We start from the raw sequence: 17,759 nt of genomic DNA on the forward strand, positions 1-17,759 counted from the left end.
ATGACGCGCACACCCCGTCGACCGTCCAGGGCCGCAACGAAGGCCCCACGCACGGTTTCGCCCGAAGAACGCGCCGAGCGCCTCGCGGCCGCCCGCGACCAGCTGCTGGAGGGCGTGGACAAGCTGATGACCGCCGACGGCTGGCAGCAGCTGATCACCTCACGCGCCTGGCTGCGCCGCTACAACCTGATCATGATCCTGCAGCAGTGCCCCGAAGCCACCGACGTGCGGCCGCTTTCGGAATGGAAGCGCGAAGGCTACGGCTTCATGCGCAAGGGCACGCACAAGATCAAGATCTGGAAGCCGTGCTTCCGAAGGACGACCGAAGACGAGAACACCAAACCGACCGAAGGCGCCGAGACGGATCCGGACAAGGCGCCCGCGTTGTCGGGATTCATGCTCGTGCCGGTCGTCGACGTCTCCCAACTGCAGGGGGATCCGCGGGCCGCGCAGCCGTCCCCGCCGGAACCGATCGCGCTGTGCGGTGACGCGCCACGCGGCCTGTGGGACGGTGTCGCCGCCCAGATCGGCGCATGCGGCTTCACGGTCGAGCGTGGAGACTGCGGCGGCGCCTTCGGCCGAACCGTCTTCTCCGAGCGACGCGTGACCGTGCGCGACGACGTCGAACCCGCGCAGGCGGCTAAGACGCTGACGCACGAGCTGGCACACATCCGGTGCGACCACGAAACCCGTCTGGCCACCACGCCGCGGCATGTGCTGGAGGTCGAGGCCGAGTCAGTGGCCTGCATCGTCGCCGCGGTATGCGGAATGGACACGCTGGCGTACTCCGTGCCCTACGTCGCCGGTTGGGCGGCCGATCGCGAGACGGCACGCACTTCGGCGGAGTGCGTACTCCGCGTTGAAGATCGGATCCTGGACCGGCTTGGCCACGCGGCAGCTTCACCCGTGGCGACTCTCGAGGATCTGGCTGCTTCGCACGGCGTTCCCGCAGTCGCGTGAATAGGCCGGGACGCGCCATGATTCCTTCAATCCTGGGCTGCGCCGAGCTCTATGGCCGCCTTCGCTACGTCACCAACCACGCCGGGGCGCAACGGCGAACGCATCCACCCGCTGGCATGTCAACCGCATCCGCCTTCGACGACCACGACCCGCTCGGCTTGCACGGCCACGTCCTGCAGGGCCTCGGGGCTACCCCCGAATACCTCGACGGCTTCACCGGAGCCTCGGCCGGCTATCCGGCGTTCGGATTCCGGCTCACCGAGAAGGCAGCTCGCCTGGCGCGGCTCTCGGAGGAGTTCGAAGCGTCCTGGACGTGGGGTGACGCCATCCGAGCCGCAGCCAGCCTGGCGCACCAGATCGACAACGCCGAGGACGACCTGGCGCTCGGCGACATGGCCTTGCTGGCCGTGGCCCGCCACGTCGGGCGTCAGCACCCACCCGAGATGACGCCGTTGCCCGGCTGGTCGCCGCCCGGCACACCGCTGTTCCTCGACGGATACCCGGCGACGCTGTTCGGTCACGTGGCCGCAGATCTGCGCGTGGACGCCGTCACCGCGACCTGCGCGCGGGAGACCCGGGCGGTCACGCTGTTCCGGTCGCTCGGCTGGCGACTCACGCCGCGAGCCGAAGCCTTGGCTGACGCGGTGCAGCATTACGAAGCAAAGGGGCTTCGCTGGCCCGATGCTATTGCCGCGGCGGCGCAGACCGATGTAACGCATATCGAGCGGCGCAACTGGGACCGCTGAAATCCGATTCCGAACTTGTTAGTAGCGCCCGGCGGGTGAACACCTCCGGAGAGGCGCGGCAACCACCCGCCGGGCTCCAACACCGCACACCCCAGAAGGGTGCGCGAGCCAGCAGTCTAGCGCACGGCTCGTACCTGCGGTGTGACGCCGTGCTGTGCCTCTGATAACTGGAGGGAACTCCCGTGTCTTCATCCCGTCGTGCAATCTCTACCTCTGTCGATGCTGGGCAATTTGCGCATAAGATCGCCACGGCAGTCGAGTCCGCATGGTACCGAGCCTATGGAACCGGTCGGCTTGATATCCCGATTTCAGTTGTTGCCACGCTCGCCGCCTTGCCGGACAAAGATTCGTGTGGACACAACGTCAGTGAATCGGTGCTCAGCTGGGACGCCGACACCTTCCATGACTTCGCGCGGCACCCGTGGTCATCGATCATCCGGCACCGAGCCGAAATCACGCACCTCCTCCATCTGATGATCGCGTGGATCTTCGATGATCCTGACCGCGACGTGCGCGGCCACGCGCTGGCCGTCGCGCAGGCCGCGCTGCGTGCAGGGCAAACGCACCTCACCGGTACGGAACGGCGGTTCGACGTCGACCTGCTCGGCACCGTGCTGACCGTTCTTCGTCCCAAGTCGGCTCTCAAGGCTCGCGGTCAGTTCTACACGCCCGAGTCGGTGACAAAGCTCCTCGCCGGCATGTCCGACGTCCGGGAGTGCAGCAACGTGACGGACCCGATGATGGGGACCGCCGGCATGTTCCGCGCGGCGGCGGAGGTCATGCGCGAACGAGGCCGCGACCCGCGCACTGTCCGCTGGATCGGCTGCGACGTCGACGCGCTCGCCGTCGCCTGCGCCACCGTCAACAGCATGATCTGGAACCTCGGGGTCGACATTGTGTTCCGCACGGGCGACACGCTCGAGAGGGGCTGGCGAGAGGTGGCGCTGGCGCAACGGGAGGAGCTCCGCCAGCTTGGCCGTGAGCTTCAGCGCGATAGCGCGATGGTTGCTTTCATCAAATCGCTCTGAACACGAGTGATTCGTGAGACGGAGGGCTTGCGTCGCTGAATGAAGCAATCAGCCGAGGCGGTGGCCGATGTGCGATCGAAGGCTTGATCGATTGGTCTCTGTGAACGGCATATTTCTGCAGCCTCAGTCGGTGAGCCCCGCTGCGTGGGCGAGGCGCATGGGCTATGATCGAGACTGTCGCTGGAAGACGTCACGGAGGCAGGGTGCTGGACTCGTTCTACTCCGGTAAGAGTCCGCTCTTGGTCGACTTGGACGGTTTTTTCAAACCGGTAGTCGAATCCGAAAAAGTCTCACTTCGACCACGTGACTACTTAAGTATGCTGCCGTCTACGCGTGCCGAGGTCCACCGGATCTGTCAAGTGCACTTCCTCTTTCGCAGTGCTTTCAATCTCACTGCCAGTTCGGGGCCTTTCTCTGGGATGGAACCTCTAAGTCGACTCATGCTCTTGCGTGCCCTTGAGGCTTGTTCTGATGGCGACTTGAAGGTGTTGAAGATTCCTGATTGGACCGAATTCTTCTGCGACTCGGTGAGGGACGTGCATGGCAACGAATTCCCACTGGTTTATGAAACCGCACTTCACGTGGACATTCAGCCACGCCTACACGCATGGTCGGTCCCGCGGAAGCGGGAAGTCCACGTCTCTGCGTTAACGCGCGAACTGTTGCTTCGGGTTAATGTCCTGCTGGTTAATGCGACTGGCTATTTTGATCCGGAAAACCCGGCGCTTAATCGAGACGTCGGCGCTCAAGGTGCAAAATATATTCTCGGTTATCTTTTGGCGGGCTACGACGATCTGAACTATTCGCGTTTGCCGGTTGCTCGAGCTCAGTCTCATGAGCATTTTCACGAGGCGATGCTCATAACTCAAACGCAGGTTGAGTTCATGATCTCGCATGAATTTGGTCATGTCGCTCAAGATCTTGCCGGCTTGAACTTGGCGGATCGGGAAACTCGGTGTGACGACTTCGCGTTCGATGTGATCAGTAAAACTGAGCGTGTGCAGAGGGTTTTTATAGCGCTTCGCTGGCTCTTCTTGATTATTTCGCTCGAACGGTTGTTGGGAGAGATCTTATATGGGTCATCCGATGAGTGGACGGGAGACGTGGACTGGTTGCAGGAAGAGATCAGGGGGCGAGATCGCACTGAGCAGATACTTGTGGAGAATGAGTCGCGTGATGTATTGAGTTGGACGGAATCAGCTGGATCTCTTCTGCTGTTTTCTGTCAAGGCGTATCTCCGCGAAATTGGCCCGGGAGGTGTACGCCAGATAGTAGCTAAGATTCGCGAGGATGCTGTATTGCCGTCTCCGCAGCAGATGCGGGAGTTTGTGGGACGCGCGCTTGCTGGCCTCGGATAAGCTGTCGAGTTCTATAAGGTAAAGAAGGGTTCTAATGCATAGCGAGACAATAGTTCTAACCGTGGAAGCGGACGTCCCAGGTGACGTCTTGAGCCAGATCGACTCAGCGTCCTTCGAGTGGAGCGGCGGTACTGAGGAAGCGCCCATCTCGTTTACTGCGACAAGAAGTGAGGAAGGTGAAGGTTTCGGCCTGACCGAAGTCCTCACCATCGTGATCTCGATCGGTAGTTCGGCCGCATCCGACCTCGTTGCGGATGCGGTGCGGAGGGGGTTGCGCGGGATTATTAGGCGAGTTCGGTCCGCTGACGACCAGTCGGACGGGAGCGCGGACGGTATCGCGAAGCTCGTTGACCGCCAGCGGGGCGCCCAGACCGATGTCGGTGCACACGTGTCGTCACAAAAGGCAACTGAACCTGAACCTCAGGAACCAAGCCGCGACGTTTGAAAACGTAGCGTCGTTTGGTTGGCTGGCCGCGAAGCCGTCAGGTAGTCGTCTCCGTTCCAGCGGTACGAACTCACCTGGACCGGCTCGCCGAACGTCGGGGCGTGCACCATCTTCCCTGCCCCGATGTACAGGCCCACGTGGTGGACGTTGCCGCGCGTGCCGTAAAAGACCAGGTCGCCGGGGAGTAGCGGCTGGCCGCCCGGCACCAGCGGGCCGGCGGCGTACTGGGTCCGGGCCGTCCGCGGCAGGGCGATGCCGGCAGCCGCGTAGGCCGCCTTCGTCAGGCCCGAGCAGTCGAAGCCGCTGTCGCCGTTCAACGGCCCGTTCCCGCCCCACAGGTACGGCAGCCCGAGCTGGCCGCAGGCGAAGTTGATCGCCGTGGCGGTGGCGGCGTTCGGTGCCTGGATATCGTCGCAACGGCCGGTGCCGACTGCGGCCTTGCTGTACCTCTCGGCCTGGTCGAGGACTTCGTTGACGTACCAATCCGCGTGATTGTAGGCGAACAGCGCCTTGCGGATGTCTCCGGGCGCGCCGGACTCGCACAGGTAGTACGCCGCCGCGTAGATCGCGTCATGCTTGTCCCATGGCGACGGCGGGGTCTTGCCGCCCGGCGGTAGTGGATGCCGGGCGACGACTCCGTCGAACGTGGACTGGAGGAACTGCATCGGCCCGCGAGCGCCGAACGAGTTCTCGGTTCCCTCCGCGATACCGATCAGCTTGCTGCGGCCGTGGTCGCTCTCGACCTTGCCGATCGCCGCGAGGATCGACCAGTCCAGCCCGGGACACGCGGCAGCTGCCGCTCGGTAGAGGGCGAGGTAGTCGCCGGGGATGTCGGCGATGGCCTCCTGGCTCGGCTCGGTGCCGCTGCTGCCGAACACGGCCTTCACGACGCCTTGCCCGATGCCGCCGATGAGGATGATGAAGACCACGACCGCGGTGTAGGCGAACTTCATGGGCACCTCCGGAAGCGGCTGGCGGGCGAGACGGGTGGGAACGGATCCGGAGCGGTCAGGGCCGCCGGACCCTGCTGGGCCGGAACCGGACTTGACGTCGGCACCTCGCCGGGCAGATCCGTTTGCGGCCAGAGCTGGGCGAGCTCGACGAGCTGCAACCGGCCGGGGTGACACGTTGCCGACCCGGCGATCGGCAGCCATCGGGTGGCGGCGGGGTCGCTGGCTGCGTCCGCGGCGGTGGTGGCCAGCGGCACGAGCCTGGGCTGGTCGAGCTGGGACAGGCAGTCGGCGAGCGCTCGGCGCGCGGACGTCTCGCGTCGCTGGGTGGGTAGCCAGATGAGGACCGGGGTGGTGATGCCGGTCGCGGCGGCGAGCTTCTCGTAGCCGTAGAGCTTACGGCTGAGCTTGCCGAGGTCTTCGGTGCCGAAGTCGAACTCGAGGAAGAACTCAAGCTGATGGTCGTCTTCGCGCCACCGGCCGTAGGCGTCGGGACGCACCATGTCGCCGAACAGGCGTCCGCACCGCAGCTCGGACCACCACGCGATCAGCGACCCTCGCACCCCGGGACGTCGGCTCAGCGCGACCAGGGCGGTGAAGAAGCCGTTGACGCCGACCGTGTGGGCCAGACGCAGGGAGTGTGCGATTCCGATCGCGTCTTCGTGCCGGTAGCCGATCGACTTGGGGTCGAGTCCATCTTCGTAGGCGAGGGCGACCGCGCCGGCGATGTCGAGCACGTAGTGCATCGGGGCGGTGCCGGTCGTGACGAACGGCTGGAACCGGTCGATGACGCGCCACTTGAACAGGTCGAGCAGCCGGTGGTTGGCCGCGCGCATGCTCGGGTAGCAGAGCTCGACGATCTGCTGGGTCGTGAAGACTTTGTGCTCATAGAGCATCCGGGCCAGCCACCGGTCGCGGTGGGTCAGCCGACCGGCGAGCTGGGCGTGGTGTTCACCCGTGGTGGCTGCTCGCGGCGTGGGGCGCTGGGGCATGTGCCCGCGCAACGCCCGCTGAGGAGTGGGGTTCGAAATCATCGGAGTACCTCCGGTTTTAGGCGGCGCGGCGAGGATCGGCGGTGGGCGCTGCGGCTCCGGGCGTGATGGGCTCGACCTCGGCGACTGGTGGCCGGGTGTTGATGCGGGCTGCTTTGCGGATCGCCCTGGCGCGGCCGGGGACCGCGGGCGGCAGCTTTTCGGTCACCGCGGTGAACGGCGGTGCTTCCTCTCCGCCGAGGACCAGGCGGGCGGCGACGTGGAAGGCGCCCAGGTTGGACAGGTCGTGATCGCTCAGTCGCGGCATCGTGTGGCGTGCCAGCCGCTTCGCGTCCTCAGGGGACGCGTTGAAGAAGATCTTCGACCGGGCGTTCGTGCTGATGCCCTCTTCGAGTTCCTTCGGGAGCTGGCCGAGGTACTGGTGGGCCAAGGTCATCGACAGGCGATATCCGCGAGCCTCGGCGAGCATGTCTTCCAGCGGGTACGCCAGGTTCAGGAAGTTGTGGCACTCGTCGACGTAGAGCCCGCAGTCGCGCCGCTGACGCTGGGGGACGCGGGCCCGGCGGGTGGCGGCTTGCCAGGTGCGGGCGACGACGATCGAGCCGACCAGCCGCGCCGTTTCCATCCCCAGCGCGTCTCGGGCGATGCGCACGAGGCAGATGCCGCCGGTGTTGAGCACCTCGTCCATGTCCACCGTGGACTTCCCGCCGGCGATCGCGGCGCGGACGAATGGGCGCAGCAGGAAGCCGCGGACCTTGTTCATCAACGGCGCGATGACCTGCGCTCGGCTCGCTTCGGACAGGGCGTCGTACCAGGACCAGAACCCGCGCAGCACGTCATCGTCGATCTGGTCGCAGGCCCGTTGCCGGAACGCCGGGACCGTGAGGAGTTTCGGCAGATCGACCAGGGTCGGCGTGCCGGACATCGCGGTCAGGGTGAGCAGGCCGGCGCGCAGGATGTCGTCGGTGCGCGGGCCCCACGAGGAGGTGTAGATCCGGGAGAAGATGCTGACGAGGTTGTCGACCGCGCGGGCCTTGTCCACGCCCTCCAGCGGGTTGAGCACTGGTGGCCGGCTGCGGGAGTCGGCGTCGAACAGCACGACCTTCTCGCCGAGCTCCTCGGGGATGCGCATCAGCAGGTCCGACACGAGGTCGCCCTTCGGGTCGACGACCACCACGCCTCGGCCAGCCTCGGCGTCGTCGAGGATCAGGCGGCCCATCAGCTCCGACTTGCCGGATCCAGTCGCGCCGAGGATGTGCAGGTGATGACGCGCGTCGGCGACGTGCAGGCCGACCGGCCGGGAGTGCCCCGAGTCCGACAAGCCGAGCGGCTTGATCAAGTCGCCAGCCGTGGCGATGCCGGGCGGCGGCGGGACGGCCTTCGCGCCGGCGCGCTGGAGGCCGGGCGTGGCTTCGTCGATCGGCAGGTGCGCGAGCGCGGCCAGCTCCGGGATCGAGAGCAGGTCGCCCTTGCCGAACCGGCGTTCGGCCAGCACCTGGACTGGGGCCTGCCGGAGCCGGATCCGGCGGAAGTAGTTGTGCTCGGAGAAGGCGGCGAACGCCGAGGCGATCGCGTGGCCGCGTCCCCGGAGTACCTCCCGGACCGCCTGGATCTCGGCTGTCGTCGCGTGCTCGGGGACCGTAGTGGCGACCGCGTATCGGATGCGGGTCTCGAACTGGTTCTGCCGCAGCTTCTCCACGACCGCGCGGTCCTGCGCGGCGGACTCCAGGCTGGTTTGCCGATCCAGCCCCGGCGTCCGCGAACTGGACGACGGCTTCGCGGTCTTGCCTGGCGTCACGACGTCCAGCAGCCGGCCGACCAGGTTGACCGAGCTGCCCGCGTGCACCCGCTTCGCCGCGCGCCGCGCCTTGGTCACGCGGTGCCCGGCGACGGGCCGGGCGAGGATCTGCACGCAGGCCCGCTCGTGGGGGCCGAGCCCGACCGGGGCGCCGAGCAGGGCCCGGATCGGGTCGGCGGGGTGCTCGGTGCGGATCGGAAGTGCTTCCGAGCGAGCCAGCCGCAGCTCGCCGCCGACTGCTTCGATTCGCTGGCCCGCTGCGGAGGCGGTGGGGATCGGGGGCTTGGCCGGCGTCGTGCGGGTGTGCGCGCCGGGCCAGGCCGCCTCGATGGCGCGCTCGACCATCCCCGGCGGCACCAGGCCAGGTACCCACAAGCGGATTTGCACGCCGTCGTCGGTGAACGTCAACTCGAAAGCCAGGTGAGGTTGCCCGCCGAAGCGCCGCCGCCAGCTTGGTCGCAGCAGGCCGACCAGGTTGGACCACACGGTGATCGCGCCGGATGGGTCGACGGTCGGCGGCGCCAGCACGGTGACCAACCGGGCGTCGCTGACCAGGCTCTCGTGGTAGCGGCGGCGCCAGCGGCGTCGAGCGATCACCGCGGCGGTCGTCGCGACTGCCAGTGCCGGCCCGGCGATCGGCCCCCAGGTGAAGACGAGATCGCGAAGGTGGGCCAGCACGGTCTGGAACGCACCGAGCGGGTCGCGCAGGTAGTCGCCGGCAGGTGAGGCGAGAGCCGTGCCGACGTGCTCGACGAGCGGGAACTGAAAGGTGGACAGAGCGAACGGCCAGGACATCAAGACCTCCCCATGGAAGCGGTCGACGGAGTTGGAGCGCTGGATCGGGCAGCTCGCGGTTGGCCGCCTTGCCCAGGCCAGGTCTCGGCGGCGCGACTGCAGCGCGCCCGCACGGGTGTTGTCGACGACCAGCCGCAAGAGCGTGTGCGGTGCGCTCGGCGTCGACTTCGGCATGCCATTCGGAGAACCGATGTCTCGGCAGGCGCCTGAGGTAGTTCGGAATGCGGTTCGCCGGCACGCCGACTGGTCGCCGGCCGAGGACGGCGAGGAGGTCGCTGGCTTTCTGCGCCGACCACCCCCAACTCGACGATCGCCGCTTCGTCCGGAAACACGTCGGCGACGCGATCCATGGCCGGGTTCAGCGCGGCGACCTGCTTGCCGCCGTCCGAGTAGACCCACAGGAAGTTCGGCGGCGGATCAGTCTCGACGAGGGACCAGAACCGAGAAACCTCTTTGGTGTAAGCCTAGAAATTCGCGCCGGGCGAGTCCTGCAAATGTCCAGTCATGGGACGCCTGTGAGAGTGGACGCAGCCCACCTGTCGTGCTTACGGCGGCTGTCCCCGAACAGGTAATGCCCGCGGCCATCTGGACGGGCAACGCCCTGGAGGCGGGCTCCGAAGTGGCGGACCACGACCTAATGATCGCTGCTCAGAATCCAGACGCCAAGGGCCTTGCTGAGGTCGTCGAGCTTGCCCAATGTCGTGACAAAGCCCCTGGTAGTTTGCTTGGATGTGAAACTGTTGAAATAACCAAGCGCCCCAATAGAACAGTCCTTAATGCTCCTGAGCATGGCCATAACATCACCGATGCGCTCGACGTCAGGCGCCAAGTCGGGAGCCTTCGCAGGAAGGTATCTTCGACTTACATCGTACACATTTCCCAAAACGTATCGGTAGCGCAGGACGAGATCTTCATCCATTGGATATTGAACAACGTTGTGTATATGAACTATCACGCCATGGCACGCTTCAACCTCCATTTGGGAGAGTTTGAAGAACAAAAGGACTGCACGTTTGAGATGATCGCTCTGACGTGTCCCGACAAGAGCTGACAAAAGTACCTTTAGTGATTTGTCCCATTGCGGGTCCAAGGTCAGGCGTTGAGCTAACACCTGGCACTCCAGCGGTCACGTCAGAAGTGAGTCGGCATCTCCGAGACGCCTGGTGAGCGAGTCGGCGTGTGCCGCCAGGATGTCACAAAGGCCAGCTGCGGTGTGGCCTCCGCGACCTTCCCGCAGCTTTCGCAGTACACCAAAAGCAGCATCTCGTTCGGTGTCCAGGTCAGTCGCCAGCTGTCGTAACCGTGCAAACTGGGCCGAATCGGCTGCAGAGTCGGCGGCGACAATTAACTGTTGGATGACCACGTCCAGCCCGCGCAGCGCCTTCCTCGCCTCGGCTACTGACTGCATCCCCAGTGCCGGCTCGGACAGCACGGCAGGCACGATCGCGACCAGCGACTCATGGCACCGGTGCGAGACGACCGACACGAAGTCGGTGCGATCCGGGGCGGTGACGTCAACACCGGCGTCGATCGTGTTGACTGGGGAGACGACCAAACTCAAGGCTGGATGGTCGTCAAGGGTGCGCGGATGTACGGAACTCAGTTCATCCACGATCTTATGTAGGCTGCCCCTGTACCCCGTCTTGTTCGGATCCTCGAAGGCGGCCGCCAGGAGATTCCGAGTCGCCCCCGCGGCGGCAGCACGATCCAGGACCTTTTTCCACATGGAGTCTGATCCGTCGCTGTGCGACCAATGGAGGAAGGCACGCGGCCAGTCCGACACGGACGAAACCAGATCTTCGACATCGTCTCCCGTCGGATAGGCGTGCCAGAGCAGACTGTGCAGCGCGCGGATCCGTGGGTCACTCCACTCCAGGTCGGCCGCGTCAAGCATCATGGCCCCTTCCTACTCTCGGGCACCCCGTTGCGCCACCCGCTCCTGGATACTGAGGGTTTCGCGGCCCGGTCCGCCGTGCGCGGGAGATGGGAGCAAGGTGATCAAGAAATGGACGAGCGCGTGAGCGTACTGACCGAGCTTCCGGTCGATTGGAGCCGACCGGAACTACGCGAGCTACGTGATCTTCTAGTCCTTGCCTATCCCGGCCGGGACGCCGCAGAGCAGATCGCCATCGAGGCGGGCCTCGTTGCTGGCACTTTTCCGTTGCTGGATGACATGAGGTCGACATGGAGGAAGCTGATAGACCGGCTGGCCAATCAGGGCAGGTTGCGTGCTCTGGTCGAGCACGCGTCGACCGATCCTGTCGCCTCGGGGTACACGGCTCGGTTCAGGGAGATCCTCGCGGGAGAGACAGCGGTCTCCGCGACCAGCCCACTGGAGGCCGTGGATGGATGGTGGCTAGGCGACGACCGCTCCACACGCAGGGCCGCGCAGCTACACGAGCAACGCCTGTTGGAGCGCCGGAGCAGGCACTTTGACGTCGAGACGGCGTCGGCCATAGTCCGCGCGGCGCGAAGCGTGGGCAAGTTAGCCATCCAGTTCAGTGCCGCCGCAGCCAATGGTAGCGGTTTCCTCATCGGTCCGAACCTGGTCCTCACTAGTTGCCACAACGTGGACGACCGCGAGCATGGACGTGCCACTAGTGCGACCATCGACTTCGACCACACACAGACCCGAAGAAAGAACCGACTGGTCAGGCGGTTGACGCTGCCGCCAGCCCACGCTGACCCCGAGCATGACTGGGCCGTACTCGAACTCGAGCGAAGCGTTGATCGCGCATCGCTTGGTCTCGGCACGCCCTACGACGTGAACGTGGATGACACTGTCGTCATCATTCAGCATCCGCTCGGTGCACCCAAGCAGTTCGCCATCGAACCACTGGCCGTGCGGCACGTGGACGCGAGGTGGATCCAGTACCTTGCCGACACTCAACACGGCTCGTCTGGCTCTCCGGTGTTCAGCTCCCGTATGCATGTGATCGGCCTTCATCAGGGAGAGCAGTCAACCTTCGTGAGATCCCGGTCCGGCGTACAGACCGTGTGGCGCAATCGTGCCGTCAACATCGATCAGGTAACGCAGGGACTGCGGAACCGGGGTTTCCAGTAAGGGAAAGATCGGAGAAGGCACATGAACAACGATGAAGACTTCTGCATCGACGCATATGTGGAAGGCGAGCAGTTTGACCCCCGGGCAGTTCCGCGAGAGCTCGACCTGTTCGCCACTACCCCGGAGGAGCTCGCAGTCGCCTGGAACTGGCGTTGGCAACCCGGCCAGGAGCTGCGGATCAGCTTCCTCGACGGGTCACGCACGCTGCACAGACAAGTGGAGCACTATGCTCGAACCTGGCTGGATCACGCGAATCTCGCTTTTAGCTTCGGCAACTACCCAGATCCGGAGATTCGAATCTCGTTCCGCGGTGCAGGTGCGTCGTCGCTGGTCGGGACCCAGGCGATGAGTCAGCCGCGGGACCTGCCGACCATGCGACTTGGTCGCCTGGCCGGACAATCCGAAAAAAGGAACAGAAGAACGGTGCTGCACGAGTTCGGCCACGCCATCGGCTGCATCCACGAGCAGGCCAGCCCTGCCTCATCGATACCTTGGGATGAAGCCAAAGTCTACTATGAGTTCCGAAAACTCGGCTGGAGCGATGAACGAATCTACAACAACATCCTGGTTCGGTATTCGAACCAAGGGTATCGGTTTAGCGCCTACGACCCAAAGTCGATCATGCAATACCCTATTTCCAGTAGATGGACCAGGAATGGGTTTGAAGTCGGCTGGAACACGGATTTGTCGAAGCTTGACAAATCCTTCATCTCGCGTGTGTATCCACGATGACTACCATGCGTTTAAAGCTTATTGCAGCAGACGAAAGCCAGCGCTAACTGTCGATCTCTACAAAGGCGCCTTCGGTCTCCCGTGACTCGTCTAAGTACTCGGCGAGTTCTGCGGGGTCTGTCGTGACCAAATGGTGCTCGGTCGGCGAAGCGATGGACTGGAAGGCCACTCGCTGGGTCCCAGTCGACAAGAGCCCTTGGCCTCGGTCGGCAGTGAGGAGGAACTGCCGTTCGCCCTGCGAAAGGCCGAAGATCCGGCAGATCTCGTCGATCGCCTGCGGTGCCTGGCGCAGCAGGATTTGCGTCGCCGCGTTGGCGATGATCGCCTTGCCCAGGTCGGTGCTCGTCACGTCGGGGGCGTCCTGGGTCGCGACCGTGACGCCGCCCCACCACTTGCGGGAGCCCTTGGACATCCGGAGGAGGAACTCGCCGCCGGCCGGATCCTTCATCAGCAACCAGGCTTCGTCGACGACGACCTGCCGGGGTTTGCGGATGGCCGGATTGGACACTTGGCGCCACACCGCATCGAGCGCGAGAAGTGTGCCGATTGCCTTGAGCTCGCCGGGGAGGTCGCGCAGCGAGAACACGACGAGGTGGCCCTCGGGCCGTGTCGTGGTCGGACCGGAGAACAGTCCGGAGAACGCGCCCGTGGTGAACGGCTGTAGCCGCGCCGCAAGGTCCGTCCCGCCTGCCTCAGCCAAGACCTCCGCGAGGTCGGCCAGCAGCGGCGCTGGCCGGGTCCAGGTTCGCGGATCCGACGTGATGCCGGCGCGCTGGTAGGTCGCGGTGATCGCCTGGTCGAGCGCGGCCCGCTCGGTCGCGGCGAGCTCGTCGCCCAGCAGCACCGAGATGACGGTGTGCAGGAACAGGCTGCGCCGGATGAGCGCGTCGCGGGGAGCTGTCCGGCGTCCGTCCGGCCGGGTGTGAATGGGCAAGTCCATGGGGTTCAGCCGGACCTGCTCGACGCCGAGGTGGACGTAGGTGCCGCCAACCGCGGCGGCCAGCCGGGCGTATTCGTCCTCCGGGTCGATGACGTGGATCTCGATGCCGCGGTACAGGCTGCGCAGGAGTTCGAGCTTCACCAGGTACGACTTGCCGGCGCCGGACCGGCCGAGGATCACGCTGTTGTGGTTGTCGAGGGCGAACCGGTCGTGGTGGACAAGTCCTTGGCTGCCGACGTTGAAGCCGTAAAGCACGCCGGTCGGGGCACCGACCGAGGTCGGGTCTGGCGGCGGCAGGTCCGGTGACGTGAATGGGAACGCCGCCGACAGCGCGCTGGTGTCGAAGGTGCGGCGCATCCCGACCAGGTCCAGGCCCATCGGGAGGCTCGTAATCCAGCCCTGCAGGCTCCGGTAGGTGGTGGGCTTGCAGTCCAGCAGGAGCGATGCCGCGAGCGACCGGATTGCGGCGACCTCGTCGCCGAGCGCCTCCTCGGTCGCGGCGTGCACGGTGAGGTAGAGGCCGAGCCGGTAGAGCTTGCCCTCGCCGCGGGCGACTCGCGCGGAGAGGTCGTAGGCGTCCTCGGTGGCTGCTTCGACTTGGGGGTCGATCAGCCGTCCCTTGTCGCTGGTGTGCCGGCGACCCGACTCCAGCTTTGACAGCTGCTTCTTCAGCCGGTTGGCCGCAGTGACGGGGTCGATCGGCTCGATGTGCAGCGAGACGTCGACTCGCCCGGGATAAGTCAGCAGGGGCTGCAGCCAGCCGGGATGAACCTCGCGTGGGTAGCCGGTGACGGCGAACGACGCGACCCATTCGCCTCCGACTTCGAGCGCTCGGGGACGCACGGAGATGGCGTCCGGGGTGAACGCGCCGGCCTGCCCGACGGGTGCCTGCCTGCTTGCGGCGTCGCGGTGCCTGGTCCTCTTCATTGGCGGTCCCTCCTTGCGACGTCGTCGTAGTCGTCGGGGTCTTCGTCGTCCTCCCAGCCGGGCTTGGCAGCGCCGAACGCGTCTTCGGTGGCGAACGCGGTGCGGCCGAACGCGGTGTCGTTCCAGCTCTCGTCCGGGGCGGTGGTGATGACCTCGTCGGAGCCGGCGAGGTCGGAGTTCGGCGGGATCAAGCTGTCGGGGTTGCACGCCGCGGAGAGGACCGCCGTGGCCTGACCGGCATCCAGCGGGGTGACCACGATCCCGGACGGCGACAGCAGCTCCACCGCCTCGCCCAGCCGACGCATCAACCGCGCTTCGGCGGCGCGTCGAGCGGCGTCGTCGATCGAGGCGGCCTGCCTCGCTGCCCTTCGTCGCGCCGACAACGCGGCCAGCGGCGAGGCCCCACCCAGCCCGTTGGTCGGACCGCTGGTTCGCAGTGGCTCTCGCAGGATCAGCAGAACCTGGCGCCGCAGCAGGTCGGTCGCGCGGCCGAGCTGATAGAGGTACTCGGCGTGCTCACGCGCAGCCCGTTCCAGCGCGGGGTGCGGCAGCCCGCCGGCCTGTTCGCGAAGTTGTCCGATCTGCCCCGACAGGTCCAGCCGTTCCGCCCGGACGAGTACCTGGACCGGCGCGGTCAGCGAGTGCAGGTACCGGCCGAAGGAGGTGACGAGCGCCTCCTGCTCGGCAGGCGTGCGCAGCCCGAAGTTGATCGTGGAGCAGACCGCGACCACGGCGGCGCCGTCCTTGCCGAGATCGATGACACCGGTGTCGTCGATCCCTTCGGCGGGCAGCCGCAGCGCGGCCGGTGAGATCGAGCTCGCCACCTGCCCGGTCCACTCGGGCGCAGGCCGGATCCCTTCCGGCGCGGCAACCCGGTGCTGCGGACTAATCCGCTGGCGCAGCGCCGCCAGCACGAGCCGGTCGAGGGAGACGCCGTCGCGCTGACCCAGCGCAAGGAACGCGGCGGTGACGCCGATCGGGATGGCGATGACCAGGAACGCCGCCAGCGGGACGAACGCGCGGGTGACCGTGTACGTCCCGTACAGCACGATCCCGGTGACGGTCAGGATGAGCAGCTGTCGCGCGGTGAGCGGACCGATCACTCGGTCTTCGCGGTCGACGTCGGCAGGAATCCGGACGGGCTGGCTCATTTCGCTTCACCTCCGGGGGCTGGCTTCGGCGCGCGGAACGTCGGCGGCGGAACGGACTGGGTACGGCGATGGGCATCACCGAGACGGGGCTCCGGCGTCGCCTGCCGGAACACCGGCGCGGCAGGTGCGGAGGCCGGTTTGGCCGGGAGCGGTTGTGGTGCAGGCGGCGTTGCCGGTCGGAACTGCAGCTGCGGTGGGACCGATGTCGTGCGGACCGGCTGTGAGACTGGGCCGCGTCGACGCGGGCCGTTGGCGGCTTGAAACTGCGGTGGCATTGCCGGCCGTGGTCCACTCCGTGGCGTGGGTTTGGCGGGCGATGGCGCGGAACTGAATTCGGGCATGGTCGATCCCTGGTTCGCCGGGATCACGGCGGGGTCGTGGGTGCTGTCTTGGGGCGAGGGCTGCAGGAACTGCGGTGCTTGCGAGGGCCGCGATGGCCGCTGGGCTGCGCGGGCACGCTCGGCGTCGTGGGCCGCCTTGAGCCGCCGGTTGACCGCTTCGGGGTTGGGCGCGAAACGCGGCTGTGCCGGCCACGGTGGATCGGCCGCCGCGCCGCCGCCGCGACCGGCGTTCTTGGTCGCGCCGGCGGCGCCGGCCTTGCCGAGCACGCCGGTCTTGCCGGCGACCATGCCGAAGGTCTTCGCCGCGATGTAGGCGCGGGCTAAACCTCCGATGAAGGACCGGCCGGAGCCGACCTTGACCGCCTTCAGCATCCAGAACGGGATCTTGAACAGGACGAAGAACAAGGCGATCGCGGCGATCAGCGTGCCGAGCGCGGACAGCGTCGAGCCGAACAAGTGCACGCCGCCGGACAGGAACGTGCGTACTGCGGTGATCAGCACCAGCGCCTGGGCGAACTGAACGCCTGTCGTCACGGTGATCGCCTTCCACCACCAGTGCGCCAGCGGCTCGGTGTGGGGCAGCCCGTGGCACATCAGGAAGAACGGCGCGCTGATGATCAGGACGAGGGTGATGACGATCCGGACCACGTAGACGACCAGGAGGCCGAGGCCGAGCACCACCAGCACGAGCGCGACCAGGATGATGAAGAGCCCGCCGGTCTGGATGCCTTGGACGGCCTCCTGCAAGGTGTTGCCCAGCGAGGGCGCGTTGACTCCGTCTCCGAGGACACCCAGGGTCAGGCCGTTGGCCAGCCGGATGAGCTTGTCGGCGAAGAAGAGCGAGAGCGCCGAGGCGATGAACGCGATCGGGATCCGCGGCCCGATCTCCTTGATCGAGTAGCGCGTCTGGACCGTCTCGTGACCCATCAGCAGGATGCCGCCGAGCAGGATGAGTAACCCGTAGGCGGCGACCACGATCTCCCAGGAGCTATTCCACAGCTCGCCGATGCCGGGCAGGTCGCTGATCGTCGGCGTGGACAGCGCGGTGTGGCCGATCAGCTCGAGGATCGGATCCAGCGCGTCGTCGACGACACTGCGGAACGCCGAGTTGATGGCCTCGGTGATGCACGCGCCGACGTCGGTGATGTCGCAGCCCGAGTCGCCGTCGCCGCTGCCGGTGCCCGGCGGCTGCGGATTCGTGCTCGGTGCCGGCGGAGTCGGCTGCGGAATGCAGTCCTCGCCCGTGCACGGCCTGCTCGGTGTTGTGGTCGGCGTCGGTGAAGTGCAGCCGAGCTGGCCGGGGAAGCTGCACGTCGTGGGCGTGGGCAGCGCGGTCGGAGGAGGCAGCGGCGGGTCCGGTGGCGGCTGCCGTGGCGCGGTCGACGAGGCCCACGCGTTGACCGCGAGGACGCCGGCCAGGAACACGACGGTCAGCGCCAGCAGCCAGCCCGCTCGCCGGCGCCGCCGTCGGATGGAGACCTGTCGGACGGGCGCGAGCATCGGTCGATCCGCCGAGGCGGCGGTCTCGGGCG

General features: G+C 66.2%; 15 protein-coding genes and 1 pseudogene. 8 read left to right on the forward strand and 8 right to left on the reverse strand.

Going from position 1 to position 17,759, the window contains the following annotated elements:
* The 5 genes from OG494_RS04055 to OG494_RS04075 all read left to right on the forward strand — a co-directional run bounded on the left by OG494_RS04055 (position 1) and on the right by OG494_RS04075 (position 4,537).
* Positions 1 to 960: a hypothetical protein gene (locus OG494_RS04055; RefSeq protein WP_328452075.1), complete on the forward strand. Its 960-nt coding sequence runs from the start codon at positions 1 to 3 to the stop codon at positions 958 to 960.
* Between the two features lie 17 nt (positions 961 to 977).
* Positions 978 to 1,706, forward strand: coding sequence for a hypothetical protein (locus OG494_RS04060; protein WP_328452077.1), 729 nt, complete (start codon positions 978 to 980; stop codon positions 1,704 to 1,706).
* A gap of 182 nt (positions 1,707 to 1,888) precedes the next feature.
* Positions 1,889 to 2,734: an N-6 DNA methylase gene (locus OG494_RS04065; protein WP_328452079.1), complete on the forward strand. Its 846-nt coding sequence runs from the start codon at positions 1,889 to 1,891 to the stop codon at positions 2,732 to 2,734.
* A gap of 479 nt (positions 2,735 to 3,213) precedes the next feature.
* Positions 3,214 to 4,092 carry a hypothetical protein gene (locus OG494_RS04070; protein ID WP_328452081.1) on the forward strand — a complete coding sequence of 293 codons (879 nt, stop codon included), beginning with the start codon at positions 3,214 to 3,216 and terminating at the stop codon, positions 4,090 to 4,092.
* 88 nt (positions 4,093 to 4,180) lie between these two features.
* On the forward strand, positions 4,181 to 4,537 hold the full coding sequence (locus tag OG494_RS04075; protein ID WP_328452082.1) for a hypothetical protein: 357 nt from the start codon (positions 4,181 to 4,183) through the stop codon (positions 4,535 to 4,537).
* Here OG494_RS04075 and OG494_RS04080 read toward each other — a convergent pair.
* From OG494_RS04080 to OG494_RS48295, 4 genes and pseudogenes are all read right to left on the reverse strand, one after another.
* A complete protein-coding gene (locus tag OG494_RS04080) occupies positions 4,513 to 5,490 on the reverse strand; it encodes a C40 family peptidase (RefSeq protein WP_328452083.1) in 978 nt (325 codons plus the stop codon). The two genes, OG494_RS04075 and OG494_RS04080, sit on opposite strands and share 25 nt — an antisense overlap.
* Positions 5,487 to 6,521, reverse strand: a complete 1,035-nt coding sequence (locus tag OG494_RS04085) for a replication-relaxation family protein (protein WP_328452084.1) — start codon at positions 6,519 to 6,521, stop codon at positions 5,487 to 5,489. The genes OG494_RS04080 and OG494_RS04085 overlap by 4 nt, the downstream gene beginning before the upstream one ends.
* A 16-nt stretch (positions 6,522 to 6,537) precedes the next feature.
* Entirely contained in the window at positions 6,538 to 9,072 is a 2,535-nt protein-coding gene (locus OG494_RS04090) for a helicase HerA domain-containing protein (protein WP_328452085.1), read from the reverse strand.
* 121 nt (positions 9,073 to 9,193) lie between these two features.
* Positions 9,194 to 9,536 (reverse strand): annotated as a pseudogene (locus OG494_RS48295) (GP88 family protein); the annotation flags it as partial.
* A 107-nt stretch (positions 9,537 to 9,643) separates the two neighbouring features.
* Here OG494_RS48295 and OG494_RS04105 point away from each other — a divergent pair.
* Positions 9,644 to 10,123, forward strand: coding sequence for a hypothetical protein (locus tag OG494_RS04105; RefSeq protein WP_328452086.1), 480 nt, complete (start codon positions 9,644 to 9,646; stop codon positions 10,121 to 10,123).
* Between the two features lie 75 nt (positions 10,124 to 10,198).
* Here OG494_RS04105 and OG494_RS04110 read toward each other — a convergent pair whose 3' ends face one another.
* Positions 10,199 to 10,969 (reverse strand): effector-associated domain EAD1-containing protein, encoded by a 771-nt coding sequence (locus OG494_RS04110; protein WP_328452087.1) that lies wholly within the window; start codon positions 10,967 to 10,969, stop codon positions 10,199 to 10,201.
* Positions 10,970 to 11,077: 108 nt separating this feature from the next.
* Between OG494_RS04110 and OG494_RS04115 the strand changes: the two genes are divergently transcribed.
* Entirely contained in the window at positions 11,078 to 12,136 is a 1,059-nt protein-coding gene (locus tag OG494_RS04115) for a trypsin-like peptidase domain-containing protein (protein ID WP_328452088.1), read from the forward strand.
* A 21-nt stretch (positions 12,137 to 12,157) separates the two neighbouring features.
* Entirely contained in the window at positions 12,158 to 12,868 is a 711-nt protein-coding gene (locus OG494_RS04120; RefSeq protein WP_328452089.1) for a hypothetical protein, read from the forward strand.
* A 43-nt stretch (positions 12,869 to 12,911) separates the two neighbouring features.
* Here OG494_RS04120 and OG494_RS04125 read toward each other — a convergent pair whose 3' ends face one another.
* Genes OG494_RS04125 through OG494_RS04135 form a run of 3 tightly spaced genes read right to left on the reverse strand, consistent with a single transcriptional unit; the run spans position 12,912 to position 17,727 of the window.
* The gene (locus tag OG494_RS04125) at positions 12,912 to 14,735 is read right to left on the reverse strand and encodes a VirB4 family type IV secretion system protein (RefSeq protein ID WP_328452090.1); all 1,824 of its coding nucleotides are present in this window, start codon (positions 14,733 to 14,735) and stop codon (positions 12,912 to 12,914) included.
* On the reverse strand, positions 14,732 to 15,886 hold the full coding sequence (locus OG494_RS04130) for a PrgI family protein (protein ID WP_328452091.1): 1,155 nt from the start codon (positions 15,884 to 15,886) through the stop codon (positions 14,732 to 14,734). The genes OG494_RS04125 and OG494_RS04130 overlap by 4 nt, the downstream gene beginning before the upstream one ends.
* Entirely contained in the window at positions 15,883 to 17,727 is a 1,845-nt protein-coding gene (locus OG494_RS04135) for a hypothetical protein (RefSeq protein ID WP_328452093.1), read from the reverse strand. Before OG494_RS04135 ends, OG494_RS04130 begins: the two co-directional genes overlap by 4 nt.
* Positions 17,728 to 17,759: the final 32 nt, after the last annotated feature.

The sequence above is a fragment of the Amycolatopsis sp. NBC_00438 genome, from assembly GCF_036026695.1.
In the GTDB taxonomy this organism is placed as follows: Bacteria; Actinomycetota; Actinomycetes; order Mycobacteriales; family Pseudonocardiaceae; genus Amycolatopsis.